General features: G+C 73.5%; 10 protein-coding genes. 2 read left to right on the plus strand and 8 right to left on the minus strand.

Annotated elements, in window-relative coordinates; genetic code table 11:
* Positions 1-221 precede the first annotated feature (221 nt).
* Positions 222-971, plus strand: coding sequence for a TrmH family RNA methyltransferase (locus ACIGG8_RS25515; protein WP_396551014.1), 750 nt, complete (start codon positions 222-224; stop codon positions 969-971).
* Between the two features lie 9 nt (positions 972-980).
* Here ACIGG8_RS25515 and ACIGG8_RS25520 read toward each other — a convergent pair whose 3' ends face one another.
* From ACIGG8_RS25520 to ACIGG8_RS25540, 5 genes are all read right to left on the minus strand, one after another.
* Positions 981-2,015 carry a peptidoglycan-binding protein gene (locus ACIGG8_RS25520; protein WP_396551016.1) on the minus strand — a complete coding sequence of 345 codons (1,035 nt, stop codon included), beginning with the start codon at positions 2,013-2,015 and terminating at the stop codon, positions 981-983.
* A gap of 219 nt (positions 2,016-2,234) precedes the next feature.
* Positions 2,235-3,146: a pyridoxamine 5'-phosphate oxidase family protein gene (locus ACIGG8_RS25525; protein ID WP_396551018.1), complete on the minus strand. Its 912-nt coding sequence runs from the start codon at positions 3,144-3,146 to the stop codon at positions 2,235-2,237.
* 85 nt (positions 3,147-3,231) lie between these two features.
* The gene (locus tag ACIGG8_RS25530) at positions 3,232-3,702 is read right to left on the minus strand and encodes a VOC family protein (RefSeq protein WP_396551020.1); all 471 of its coding nucleotides are present in this window, start codon (positions 3,700-3,702) and stop codon (positions 3,232-3,234) included.
* A 194-nt stretch (positions 3,703-3,896) separates the two neighbouring features.
* The gene (locus tag ACIGG8_RS25535; protein WP_396551022.1) at positions 3,897-4,913 is read right to left on the minus strand and encodes an XRE family transcriptional regulator; all 1,017 of its coding nucleotides are present in this window, start codon (positions 4,911-4,913) and stop codon (positions 3,897-3,899) included.
* 363 nt (positions 4,914-5,276) lie between these two features.
* On the minus strand, positions 5,277-7,439 hold the full coding sequence (locus tag ACIGG8_RS25540; protein WP_396551024.1) for a protease pro-enzyme activation domain-containing protein: 2,163 nt from the start codon (positions 7,437-7,439) through the stop codon (positions 5,277-5,279).
* A 256-nt stretch (positions 7,440-7,695) separates the two neighbouring features.
* On the opposite strand from ACIGG8_RS25540, the gene ACIGG8_RS25545 reads away from it, so the two are divergent.
* Positions 7,696-8,262 (plus strand): CGNR zinc finger domain-containing protein, encoded by a 567-nt coding sequence (locus ACIGG8_RS25545; protein WP_396551026.1) that lies wholly within the window; start codon positions 7,696-7,698, stop codon positions 8,260-8,262.
* Between the two features lie 125 nt (positions 8,263-8,387).
* On the opposite strand, the gene ACIGG8_RS25550 is transcribed toward ACIGG8_RS25545, so the two are convergent.
* The 3 genes from ACIGG8_RS25550 to ACIGG8_RS25560 all read right to left on the minus strand — a co-directional run bounded on the left by ACIGG8_RS25550 (position 8,388) and on the right by ACIGG8_RS25560 (position 13,147).
* Positions 8,388-9,878 carry an FAD-dependent monooxygenase gene (locus tag ACIGG8_RS25550; protein WP_396551028.1) on the minus strand — a complete coding sequence of 497 codons (1,491 nt, stop codon included), beginning with the start codon at positions 9,876-9,878 and terminating at the stop codon, positions 8,388-8,390.
* A gap of 155 nt (positions 9,879-10,033) precedes the next feature.
* Complete coding sequence (gene paaN / locus ACIGG8_RS25555; protein WP_396551030.1) at positions 10,034-11,734, minus strand: phenylacetic acid degradation protein PaaN; 1,701 nt, start codon at positions 11,732-11,734, stop codon at positions 10,034-10,036.
* A gap of 150 nt (positions 11,735-11,884) precedes the next feature.
* Positions 11,885-13,147, minus strand: coding sequence for a hypothetical protein (locus ACIGG8_RS25560; RefSeq protein WP_396551032.1), 1,263 nt, complete (start codon positions 13,145-13,147; stop codon positions 11,885-11,887).
* Between the last annotated feature and the right edge of the window lie 80 nt (positions 13,148-13,227).

Here is a 13,227-nt window from a genome sequence, read left to right on the forward strand (position 1 = left end):
CTGGGGGTGGGGGGCCGGGCGCCGTTGGCAGTCTGAAAATCACCCGCAACGCCCCTCTCCGGGCCACCCCCTGCGCCGCCCCCGTCCGTCCCCGCGGCGCGTCCCTCTCGCGGGGGGAGAACTTTCGCCGGTGGCTGGGGGGGAGGGGGAGCACTCTCCCTGAGGGGGTGGGGGCGGCGGGGTGAGGGGTACCGGCGGGGGTGGGTGGCAGAGTGGGCGGCATGGACGAGGAGCTGGTGCGGGCGTGGCGGGTGGTTGAGCGGGAGCCTGGGGTGGTGTTGCTGGACGGGTTCCATGCGTTGAAGCACGCGCTGCGGTTCGGGGGGGACGTTCGGCGGGTGGTGACCGTCGATCGGGGGGCGTTGACGGCGCTGGCCGCCGAGTTGGCGGAGGACGTCGTGGCGGCGGTGGACGGGTTGGCGGTGGAGTTGCCGGAGGCGGTGGTGCGGACGTTGGTGCCCCGGCTGCATCCGACCGGGGTGGTGGCGCTGGCGGGGCGGCCTTCTGCCGGGGCCAATCTGGCGGTGTTGGGGGCGCGGCCGCGGCGGGCGCCGGTGGTGGTGTTGGAGAACCCGCGGAACCTGGGGAACGTCGGGGCGGTGATCCGGTTGGCGGCGGGGTTCGGGGCCACGGGGGTGGTGACCACGGGGGACCTGGATCCGTGGCACCCGAACGTGCTGCGGGGCAGCGCCGGTCTGCACTTCGCCACGGCGGTGGAGCGGCTGACGTTGCCGCAGCTGCCCGCCGGGCCGCTGTTCGTGCTGGACCCGGAGGGCGCGGACATCCGGGACGTGCCGTTCCCGGACGACGCGCTGCTGGCCTTCGGCACCGAGCGGCACGGGGTGTCGGAGGAGCTCAAGGCGCGGGCGGACCGGCTGGTCGCGGTGCCGATGCAGGCGGGGGTGTCCAGCTTCAACCTGGCGACCAGTGTGGCGATGGGCCTCTTCCACTGGATGTCCGGGAAGCGCTGAGGGGGCGGGTCAGGAGAAGAGGCGGCGCCAGGTGTCCTTGCCGGGGTAGCCGTCGGCTTCGGCGCCGTGCCAGCCCTGGGCGAGCTGGAAGGCCTGGGTCGCCTTGCGGTCGGCCTCGCTCCAGCGCGTGCCGGGGCCGACGCGGTACGAGCCGCCGAAGCCCTTGCGGACCAGCTGCTCGCCGAGCTGCCGGACGTACGCGTTGTCGGCGCCGGGGCGGAAGTACTGCGGGCCGGGGAAGGCCGTGGCGGGGGCGCCGCCGTCGTTGCCGGGCCCGGCGAGGTTGGTGTAGCGGTACGGGACGTAGGCGCCGGAGTCGTTCCAGTACGCGTACGGGGTGGAGCGCTTCCTGGTGCCGGGGGAGGTCTGCTCGTAGGCGACGTACCTGGTGCGGGAGGAGTCCGTCCAGCCGCCGAAGACCGTCACGTGCGAACCGGCCTGCGGGTCGGCCGGGTCGTTGCGGATCAGCACGTCGCCGGGGAGCAGGTCGTCCTTGCCGATGCGCTCGGCGAAGTCCGGCAGGGTCCAGGTGGTCTGGTTGCTGCCGAGGCCCCAGGCCATCGAGACGAAGCCGGAGCAGTCCTGGCGGTAGCCGTCCGACCAGTAGCGGCTCATGCTGTACGGCACGCCCTGGTCGACCCAGCTCTGTGCGCGTCGGATGATCTGCGCCCGGGTGACCGGCCGGGCGGCGTCCGGGGTGGCGAAGGCGCGGGCGCCGGCGGACCCGCCGTGGAGGCCGCCGACCTCGCCCTGCGGGGTCTGTGGCCGGGGGGCGCTGCTGTCGCCCGGGGCGGGGCCGGGGGCGGGGGCCGCGAGGGCCGGGGCGGCGGTGGCCGTCCCGCCGCCGAGCGCGGTGCCGACAGCGGCGACCAGGACGGCGGCGCGGCGGCGGATGCTGCGGGCTGCGGCGTGTCCGCCCTCGTGGACCGGCGCGGCGTGCAGCCGGGCGCGGCGGCGGGCACTGCAGCCCCCGCATATGCAGTCCTCCTCCGGTTCGACCTCGTCGAACTCCATGAGCGTGGACAGGGGGTCGGTGAGGGTCATGCTCCGCCTCGTTCCTGCGGTCGTTCCCGGTCACGGCCTGACGGCGTGCCAGGACCAGCCTTCCCCGGCCGGCTCCGCGTGTCATCGGGAACAAGGTCCCAAAGCGGGCGGAGCGCGGCGCGGCGGATTGCGCCGCGCGGGTGACGACCCGTTCGGCGGTCCGGGCGTGGCGCGGCGGGGCGGGACCGAGTAGTGCCGGGGTGCGGAGCCGACGCGGGATCAGCGCGGGATGGCGGGCGAGTACTCGGGCTCCGTCCAGGTCAGCGGGGTGGCGTCGGCGAGTTCGAGCACACCGGTGACGGCCAGTTCGACCATTCGCTCGGCGCCCGGGGCGGCCTGCCGGGCCTCCGGTGACCAGTCGGTGCGGGCCTCGCCGGTGACCAGCAGGGCCCCGCCGGTCTCCCAGTCGGGCAGCAGCAGGCCGGCCCTGGGGTCCAGCTCCAGGTTGCCGAGGGTCAGGAACATGCTGTTGCCCGGGTACTCCGGCCAGCGCAGCCGGTCCGGTGCCACCGCCTCCAGGAAGCCGGGGAAGCCGCCGCGGTGGGAGGCGTCCACGCTGCCGTCCGGCCCGGTGGTGGCGATGAAGAAGGTGTCCGCGGTGGCCGCGGCCAGGCGCTGCGCGGTGGTCAGCCGCGGGCCGGCGGCGACCGTACGGGGCGGGCCGGCCGCCGGGCGGTCCAGCGGGCTGCGGCGCTGGATGTACTTCGGGCAGTTGGAGACCACCTCGTCGGCGCTGACCAGCAGCCCGCCGCGGCCGTCCGGGACGGAGTCGCCGTTGAGCCGCATCCGGCGCCGGCCGGCCGGGTCGAGGGCGATGGTGCCGACCCGGGCCGGGCGGGCCAGCGCCTCGGCGAGCGGGTCGGCCCCGGCCGGACGGGCGGCGACCGACATCGTCCGCTCGTCCGGGGCCTGCAGGAAGCCGGCCGGGCCGGTCAGCTGGGTGGCCCAGACCCGGCCGTCGAGGTCGGCGGCGCCGAGGACCAGCATCCGCCGCTCGGCCAGGAAGCGGGCGGCGACCGCCGGAACGGTGCTGCGGATCGACCGGCCGGCGTGGTCGGCCCGCTCGGTCCGGCCGGCCCGGGCCTGGGCGGCCCGTTCGCCGGCGTGGTACGGCGTGCTGGTGGCGGTCATGGTCGGTTCCTCCGGTCCAGGGCCGTCTTCAAGCCCCTGTCGTCCGTCCGGCGTCGCCCCGCAGGCGGGGGTTTGATGACGGACCTTAGAAGAAGCCGCAGGTCGGGGCGTCGGTGGTGGGGGCTGCGGCCTCGGTGCCGTCCACGCCGGTGCGGGTGTAGATCTCCAGCCGGATGCCGTCCGGGTCGGTGAAGAAGACGCCGCCGGAGGCCGAGCCCTCGTTGTGCGGGACGACGCCGTCGTAGGCGAACTCGGCGCCGAGCTCGCGCAGCAGCCGTTCGGCGGCGCGGACCTCGTCGAGGCTCTCGACCTCGAAGGAGAGGTGGTGCAGGCCGGGGCTGGTGGTGGCGAAGGTGCCGGTGCTCTGCTGCCAGAGGGTCACCACCAGGCGGCCGTCGCGGCCGAGCAGGGCGAAGCGGCGCTCGGGGTCGGTGCCCTCGTGGGTGACCTGGAGGCCGAGGACCGCGCGGTAGAAGTCGATCGAGCGGGCCAGGTCGGTGACGTTCAGGCCCACGTGGCCGGTCTGCAGGGTGCGGAGCAGGGTGGTGCTGGACATGCCTGGTCACTCCCGTGGCTGGGGCTTCCGGCGAGACTCGTGTCTAACCGGTACTCATGAGAGTAGGAGTTAGGTGATGAGGCGTCAACCAGTACGTGGCATTGAAGTGGTTAGGTGGTTCGGGGGGCACGCGAAAGCCCCGCCGGACCTGGCGGTCCGACGGGGCTCGGGAGGCGGAGGAGGGGCGGGCGGGGCTACGCCCACTCCCACCGGATGCCGATGTGGCCCGGCTGCTGGTCCGGGGCCAGGACGTGGGCGCTGGCCGAGGCGCCGATCCAGAGCTGCTCGCGCCGGTGGTCGACGTCGGCGCCCGGCTCGCGGTCGTAGCGCTCGCAGTGCGCCGGGACGGCGGCCGGGTCGAAGTGCACCTGGAGCACGTACTCGCGCACCGTGGTGGCGAAGCGGCGGCTGTACTCCAGGGTCGGACCGCCCGGCGGGATCTCCACCTCGTACTCGAAGACGGTGCTGTCGCCGAGCCCGAGCGGGCGGTCCAGCATCAGCTCGGCCACGGTCAGCCCGGCCTCCGGGCGGCGGCGCACCCGGCCCAGCCGGCCGTGCCGCACCGAGGTGATCTCCGGGCAGCCGGCCGCCTCCTCGTCGGCCATGTGCACCACCAGGCAGCGGCCGACGCCGCCGACGGTGGCGCGCACCACCTGGCGCATCCGCAGCAGGTTGCCGCGCCGCTCGGCGTCCACGTAGTAGGAGTCGTGGATGCTCAGGCGCTCCAGCTCGCCGGCCGGCGGGGCGTCCAGCTCGGCGAAGATGTTGGCGATCTCCTGCTCGCCCGGCCAGACGTCCTCCAGCCCGAGGTGCAGGGTGTTGGCCGCGGCGGCCCAGCGGCCGCGCGGGCGGGGCGGGCCGAGCAGGGAGGAGAGCGCGCTGTGCGGCAGCCCGAGCAGCTCCTCCAGCAGGTGGACGGCGCGCAGCGAGCTGGCCCGCTCGGGCTGGCTGCGGCCGCGCCGCCAGTAACTCAACGTCGTGACACTGACCCTGACGCCGCGTTGGGCGAGGGCCGCGCGGATCCGGTCCAGGCTGAGGCCGCTGGCCTCGATCGCCAGGTGCAGGGTGTCCGCGAAGCCGCCGACCGGGGCGAGCCGGGCGGCGGGCGGTGCCGGTGCCGGGGCCGGTGCGGGTGCGGGAGGCCCGGGGCGCTCCGTGTGCGACCCGACCAGCCGCAGTCGCGCGGCGTCCTGAGGCTGCTGTGCGGCCATGCGGTGACCCTCCCCACCAGGTGAGTTCGGTGGCACCGGGCCGACGCCGGGGCGCGCCGCCAGCGGCTTCACCGAGCTTTGGGGAACCCTATGCACGGTCGAGAGGCTACGTCATCAGTCGTGCGTATGACAGTGGTCACGGCAGGTCGACCGAATGGTTAGCGATCTTGAAACACTCCGGAAACACCGTCCTTACCGGAGTCCCCGGTCCGGGGCGGTCCGGCGGACGCGACACCGCCGGGGCGGGCCCTCCCGGCGCCGCCCCGGCGGGGGTCTCGGTGGTGCTGTGCGGTGCTACTGCTGCTACCGGTGGTCACCGGGCGTTGCCGCCCGGTGACCGGGTGCGGTGATCGTCAGCGGTGGTCAGTTGACGTTCAGGGCGACGTCGTCGATCACGAAGCTGGTCTGCTGGGACGAGTCCTCGGTGCCGGTGAACTTGATCGTCACGGTCTGGCCGGCGAAGGAGGTCAGGTCCAGGGTGCGCTGCACGAACCCGGCGGCGGCGTTCACGTTGGAGTAGGTCGCCAGCGTGGTGCTGTTGGCCTGGACGGTCAGCTTGTCGTACGCGGTGGAGCCGGACTCCGCGGTGTCGATGTGCAGCCAGAAGGTCAGCTTCGCGGAGGTGCAGCCGGCCGGGATCGAGACGGTCTGCGACACGGTGTCGGTGTGGGTCGAGCCGTAGCCGTCCATCCAGGCCTTCCAGGAGCCCGCGTGGGCGGCCTCGGAGGAGCTGTTGTCGACGACGCCGCTGGAGGTGGTCCACGGGGCGGCGCTGCCGGTCTCGAAGCCGCCGTTGCCGACCAGCTGGGCCGCGGTGCAGCCGCCGGTGGGCGGCGGGGTGGTGCCGCCACCGCCGAGCAGGGCGGTGGTCAGGGCGTCGGCGACCGGGGAGCCCCAGCCGGTGACCTGGTCGTAGCCGGTCTTCGTGGAGAAGTCCTGGTTGGCGCCGGTGGTCACGTCGTGGAAGGTGCTGCCGTAGCTGCTGCTGTTAGCGACCGAGTACAGCCGCGGGCTCGCCTCGCCGAGGACCGGCTGCCCGGCGGCCTTGGCCTTCTGGTTGAACTGGGCCGCGTAGCCGGACCAGAGCGGCGCGGCCGCGCTGGTGCCGCCGTAGACCTGCCAGCCCCCGGCCGTGTAGATCGAGAAGCCGCTCTGCGGGTCGGCGTTGGAGGCGACGTCCGGGACGGTGCGCATGGTGCCGCTGACGCCGGTGCCGGTCTGCCAGCTCGGCTTGCCGAACACGGTGGAGACGCCGCCGCCGGCGGTGCTCCAGGCGCTCTCCGAGGAGTAGGTGTTGCCGCTGCCGACCTTCAGGTTGGTGCCGCCGACACCGGTCTGGTGCGGGCTGGAGGCCGGGAAGTCGACGGCCTTGACGGTCGAGCCGCTGGTGGAGCGGGTGCAGTCGCGCGAGCCGTCGTCACCGGAGGCGGAGAAGATCGAGATGCCCTGGGCGGCGGCCTGCTTGAAGGCGTTGTCGACGGCCGTCATCGAGGCGGGGGTGGTGTCCGGCTCGCAGGAGCCCCAGGAGATCGAGATGACCGAGGCGCGGTTGTCGGCCACGATCTTGTTGGCCATGTCGATCTCGCCCTGGTCGCTGTTCGGGGCCTCGTACAGCAGCTGGGTGGCCTTGGGCGCGGCACCGCGGATGATCTCGCTGTCCAGCTCGACCTCGCCCTGGCCCTCGCCGGGCTTGGAGTCGTAGTTGGCGCCGTCCACCGAGACCGTGGAGACGGCCGGGCCGGTCAGGCCGAACTGCGAGTCGTAGGTGGTCAGGTTGGACTTGCTGTAGCCGTCGAACTCCCACAGCGCGACCGTCACGCCGGTGCCGTCGGCGCCGGTCTTGTTCAGGTTGTACGCGCCGGTGTACTGGGCCGGGGACATTCCGGTCGGGCCCGCGGTGGCGGCGTTCGGGCTGAGCGAGCCCGGCTTGACCAGGTGGGTCTTGCGGACCGGGTGGTTGTCCAGGCCGCTGACGCCCTGGACCACGGCGGCCAGCGAGGACGGGATCGAGGCGGCGGCGTCGTTGGCGAAGAACGAGCGCTGCATCTGCGGGTCCACGTACGCGCTCTCGTGGGTGCCGAAGGCCTGCGAGACCTGTGCGGCGGTGCCACGGGCGTTGACGACCTGGCGGTTGGCGCTCACGTCCGAGACGGTCAGGCCCTGCTGGGCCAGGTAGGCCTTGACCTGCTCGACGTCGGCCTGGGTCGGGCCGAACCGGGCGGTGAACTGCTCCGGCGTCAGGTACTTGCCGAACTCAGGGGTGCCCGGAGTGGCGACCGCGGTGAGGAAGCGGTCCAGGGCGTCGGTGTCACGCAGCTTCAGGCTGACGGCCACCGAGATCTGCTGCTCGGCGGGGACGTCGCCCTTCTTCTCCGAGTGGGCCACCGCGGGGTTCACGGTGTTCGGCAGGGCGACGCGGGGGGCGGCGTTGGGGGTGGCGGCCTGCGCGGCGGAGACGCCGAGCGAGACGGCGGTCAGCGGCAGGACGGCTATCGCCGCGGCAAGGGCAAGGGTGCGGGGGCGCAACGGATCCTCCTCCGGCCGGCTGTGGGGGCCGGCAAGGGGCCAGGCGTTCCGGGGTCGAGAACGCTGGCTCGAACATGACAGAACCGGTGTGCGAAGTGGCTCATGATCAAGCAATTCGTTGCTAAAAAACAGTCAAGTGTGGAGGCCGGGAAACTCGCGGAATCCATACAGTGAATGAGCGGAATTCAGAAGTCGGTCCATACCAATTCGGGCGGCGGCACGCGGACGTAGAATCGGACGGAGCCGAGGGAGAACGATGACTGACGTGAAGGCGGACCCGAGGGACCCGCGACCGCTGATCGGCGAGCCGCTCGCGCTCGACCTGCTCAACACGCGCTGGGCCGGAACGCCCGTCAACGACCTGCTCACCGCGGTCGAGGGGTACGGGATCTGGCTCTCCTCCGCCGGGCTGAGCGCCCGCTGCGAGGCCGACGACGCCGGGCTGGCGGCGATCCGCCAGGTCCGCGATGCGATCGGGCTGGCCGCCCAGGAAGCCCACGGGCAGGGCGAGTTGAGCGCTGCGGCGCGGGAGGGACTGGACGCGGTACTGGCGCACGGGCGGATCCGGCGGACGGCCGGACCGGGCGGGGCCGAGGATCGGGTCGAGGTCGACCGGCCGCACTGGCTGGCGCCCTGGCTGGCCGCGGACGACTTCCTCACGCTGCTCGGGCAGGGGGCGCAGCGGGTGAAGCAGTGCGCGCACGAGGCGTGCATTCTGCATTTCTTCGACGCCTCGCAGAACGGGCGCCGGCGGTGGTGCCGGATGGCGGTGTGCGGGAATCGGGCGAAGGCGGCGCGGCACTACGAGAAGGCGCGGGGTTAACGGACGACCGAACGATGGGTCGGGCCGGGCGGCGGCCGCTGCACGGGGCCGGGACGGTCGTGACGGGGTTGCCGTGAGGCCGGTTCGGGCGGGCGCGGGGCGTGGCGCGCCCGCCCGAACGGGGGTCAGGCCGGCTTGCCGAGCCAGGTGGTGAGCGCGGCGCGCAGTTCGCCCTGGCCGGGGTCGACGGCGGCCCAGGCGACGTAGCCGTCCGGGCGGATCAGCAGGACGGTGTCGCGCAGCTTGCCGTGCGGGTCGGCGGGGGCGGCGGCGACCATGAGGTCGGCCCACGGTTCGGCGGCGACGAGCTCGTCGTTGCTGACGAGGACGAACCGCCCGGCGCGCAGAGCCTCGTAGAGCCGCTCGGGCGCGGCCGGGGTGCCCTCGACGGGCTTGCTGAGGGCGGTCAGCCGCAGGTCCGGGACGCGCTTGCCGACCTGCGGGTGGGCGTCCTTGGGCGCCGGGTAGGAGATGCCGATGCCGGAGACCAGCCGGGCGCCGCGCCCGGTGACCGGGTCGAGGTGGTTGCCCAGTGCGGTGAGCGCCCCGCGCAGGGCGCGGGTGGGGGCGGACTCGGCGAGGGCGAGCCGGATCAGCGCGCCGGAGGTGCGCAGCACCGTCTTCCCGACCGGGTGCCGCTCGGTCTGGTAGGTGTCCAGCAGGGCGTCGGTGGCGTGGCCGCGGACGGCGGCGGCGAGCTTCCAGGAGAGGTTGGCGGCGTCCTGGAGGCCGGTGTTCATGCCCTGGCCGCCGGCCGGGGAGTGGCAGTGGGCGGCGTCGCCGGCCAGGAAGACCCGGCCGGAGCGGTAGTTGGGGGCCTGGCGCTCGTCGCTGTGGAAGGTCGAGCTCCAGCGCACGTCGTGCAGGCCGTAGTCCTCGCCGAGGATGGCCGAGGTGAGGGCGGTGAGCTGCTCGGTGGTGGGGACGGTGCCGTCCTGGAAGCGCTCGTTGCGGTCCCAGGCGATGATCCGGAACCAGCCGTCGCCGAACGGGGCGATGAAGGCGAACCCGGTCTCGTTGGCGCCGACGGTGATCGCGTCGCTGGGCTCGCGCTCCAGCCGGACGTCGGCCAGCACCACGGAGTCGACGACCGATTCGCCGGGGAACGGGATGCCGAGCAGGTCGCGGACGGCGGAGTGGACGCCGTCGGTGCCGACTGCGTACGCGGCGCGGTGGGTGTGCCCGTCGGCGGTCTCCAGCGTCACGCCGTCGGCGTCCTGGCGCAGCCCGGTGACCTCGGCGCCGCGCAGCAGGGTCGCGCCGGCCTTCTCCGCGCGGTCCAGGAGCAGCCGTTCGACGTTGTACTGCGGGGTGATCAGGACGAACGGGAAGCGGGTCTGCAGCGCGCCGAGGTCGATGCGGAAGCGGTCGAACATCTTCAGCGAGCCGAGCGGGCGGCCGGTGGCGATCAGTTCCTCGGCCAGGCCGCGGGCGTCCAGCTGCTCCAGGCTGCGGGCGTGCACGGCGAACGCCCGGGTGAGGTTGGACTCGGCGGCCCGCTTCTCCAGCACGGTGACGCCGACGCCGGCGGCGGCGAGGTCGCCGGCCAGCAGCAGTCCGGTGGGTCCGGCGCCGACGATCAGGACGTCGGTTTCGGTCGTCGGCTTCACGGCCATGTATTCAGCTCCCGGTGTTCGGAGGGTGGTTGGACGCCGTTCCCGGCGCTCTCCCAGCCTCCATCATCGCGGGCCCGGCGGGAGCTGTGAACCGCCGGGCCCCGGCGGTCGATGACCGCCGGGGCCCGGGAGGGGTGGGGTGCCGGTACGAACGCTCAGCTGTGCCGGCGGATCTCGACCGTGCGGAACCGGTTGGCGACGAACGCGCCGTCGCAGTAGGCGGAGTTGGCGGCCGGGTTGGCGCCGGTGCCGTGCAGGTCGGAGAAGGCGGCGGTCTGGTTGGGGTAGACGCCGCCGGTCAGGTTGAGCGAGAGGGAGACGCCGGAGTCCAGCGCGGCCTCGACCAGCAGCGCCTCCACCTCGGGGGAGGTGGTGTAGCCGGAGGCCGTCATGGCGCCCTTCTCGCGGACGGTGGTGCGCAGCAGTTCGATGCCGGCGGCGGTGGATTCGACGGCGACGGCGAAGGAGACCGGGCCGAAGCACTCGCTGCGGAAGACCGAGCGGTCGTCCGGCTTGTCGGCGTTCAGCTTGACCAGGGCGGGGGTGCGGACGGTCGCGCCGGGGAAGTCGGGCGAGGTCACCGCGCGCGGGGCGAGGGCGAGTTCGCCGTACTCGCCGCCGGCCGCGGCGGCCGAGCGCTGCAGCACACCGGGGTTGACCACGGCGCCGAGGATGGCGGCGGCGCGGGCGTCGTCGGAGAGCAGGCCCTCGATCGCGCCGGCGAGGTCGGCGACCACCTCGTCGTAGGTCTTGTCGCCCTGGTCGGTGCCGATGCCGCCGCGCGGGATCAGCACGTTCTGCGGGGTGGTGCACATCTGGCCGCTGTAGAGCGAGAGCGCGAAGGCCAGGTTGGACAGCATGCCCTTGTAGTCGTCGGTGGAGTCGATGACGACCGCGTTGACGCCGGCCTTCTCGGTGTACACCTGGGCCTGCTTGGCGTTCTCCTCCAGCCAGTCGCCGAAGCTGGTGGAGCCGGTGTAGTCGATCATCTTGATCTCGGGGCGGACCGCGAGGGCCGCGGCGACGGTGCCGCCCTCGTGCTCGGCGGCCAGGCAGACCAGGTTGGGGTCGTAGCCGGCCTCGGCGAGCACCTCGCGGGCGGTCCGGACGGTCAGTGCGAGCGGCAGCACGGCCCGGGGGTGGGGCTTGACCAGCACCGGGTTGCCGGTGGCGAGGGAGGCGAACAGGCCGGGGTAGCCGTTCCAGGTCGGGAAGGTGTTGCAGCCGATCAGCAGCGCGAGGCCGCGCGGGACGACGGTGAACTCCTTGGTCATCACCAGCGGGTCGCGCTTGCCCTGCGGCTTGGTCCAGTCGGCCTGCCGCGGCAGCCGGGTCTGCTCGGCGTACGCGTAGGCGACGGCCTCCAGGCCGCGGTCCTGGGCGTGCGGGCCGCCGGCCTGGAAGGCCATGCCGTAGGCCTGGCCGGTGGTGTGCATGACGGCCTGGGCGAACTCGTGGGAGGCGGCGTTGATCCGGTGCAGGATCTCCAGGCAGACGGCGGCGCGCTCCAGCGGGGAGGCGGCGGCCCAGCCGGGGCGGGCGGCGGTGAGCGCGCCGATCAGCGCGTCCGGGCCGGCGTGCGGGTAGGTGATGCCCAGCTCGACGCCGTACGGGGAGGCCTCGCCGCCGACCTGGTCGCCGTCGGTGGGGTGGCCCGCCAGGGCGAAGGGCTTGCCGAGCAGGGCGTCGAAGGCGGCCTTGCCGTCCGCCGGGCCGCTCTCGCCGTACGCCTTGGGGAACTCGGGGTAGGGCGACCAGTAGTCGCGCTTGGCGGCGGCGGCGAGCGCGGCGTCCAGGGTGGCCTGGTGGCGCTCGACGAGCTCGCTGACGAGGGGGTGGGTGACCGCTGCGGACATCTGTGCGCTCCTCAGAGGGGAGGACGGGACACGTCACAGAGTAACCGAACGATCGGTCGGCTCAAGAGGGTGCAGGGGTGGGAATCCGCCGGAACGGACGGAGGGCGCGTCCGTGGCGGACGCGCCCTCCAGGGCTCGGGTGGACCGGCTCTACGGCACGCCCAGCTCGAACAGCACGTACCCGCCGTACCAGCCGGAGGCGATCGCACCGGTGCCCAGCACGGCGGCCAGCACCGGCCAGCTCAGCTTGCGCATGCCGAGCGCCGGCGCGATGAGCAGCGGGAACGCGGGCAGCAGGTAGCGCGAGGTGTTGCCGAAGATGCCGAGGCTGCCGAGCACCGAGACGATCGTGGCCAGGGTGTAGGCGGTCAGCACCAGCGGCGGGCGCAGCCGGATCATCAGCGTGATCAGCACCGGCAGGGTGAGCACGATCAGGGTCGCCAGGAGGTCCGGCACCGGGAAGGCGAAGGGGTAGTCGTTGCGGCCCAGCAGGACGCCGCGGACCGCGTGCCAGGTGCCCTGGCCGCCGTCGAAGTAGTGCAGCCAGGCGTCGTGCTGCAGCCGGAAGTAGCCGCCCCACTCGCCCATCCGCCAGCCCACCCAGCCGACGTAGCCGAGCAGGCCGATCGGGGCCAGCAGCATCGCGGCCAGCGGGCGCAGCACGCCGCTGTCCCGCCGGTACAGCTCGACCAGGGCGGCCAGGCCCACGGCGCCGATCAGGGCCGCCGCGGTCGGCCGGTTGAGCCCGGCGACCAGGGTGATCACCCCGGCCGCGACCCACTGCTTGGTCATCACGCAGTAGCAGGCCCAGGCGGCCAGCGCGACGAAGGTGGAGTCCGAGTAGACCGCCCACTCGGCGCCCGAACCCGGTGCGATCGCCCAGATCCCGGCCGCGATCACGCCCGCCCGGACGTCCCCGGACAGCTTCTCCACCACGGCGTAGATGCCTGCGGCGGCGAACAGCGAGGCCACCACGGAGACCAGCATCCCGGCGCCGTACAGGCCGAGGCCGGTGACGTCCGAGGTCATCCGCATCAGGCCCGGGTAGAGCGGGAAGAAGGCGGCCGAGTTCTGCTCGACGCTCATGCCCTCCGTCCCCGCGACCGGGACCAGCGCCGGGTGGTAGCCGAACTGGGCCACCTGCTGGTACCACCAGCCGTCCCAGCTGGCCAGGACGTCCCACGGATTGGCGCCGCCACCGAACCGGGCCGGCTTCTTGGCGTAGTCGCCGGCGAAGGAGAGCAGCTTCATGAACACGGTGAAGCCGACCAGCTTGAGCACCGCGTAGCACCACACGGCCGGCCCGAAGCGGACGACCAGCGCGCGGGCGCGCTCCTGCCAGGTGCGCGAGTGCTCCGGCTCCCCGCTGCGCTGCTCGGGCACGTCGGAGGCGACTGCCGGTATTGCGTTCATCAGCCGTGGACCCCAGCCTGCTCTGCACGTGGACGGATCGTCCGGAGAGTCTAGGGCCTGGGCCTCCTGGCCGGGCGGGC

It is taken from the genome of Kitasatospora sp. NPDC085464 (assembly GCF_044541955.1).
Taxonomy (GTDB): domain Bacteria; phylum Actinomycetota; class Actinomycetes; order Streptomycetales; family Streptomycetaceae; genus Kitasatospora.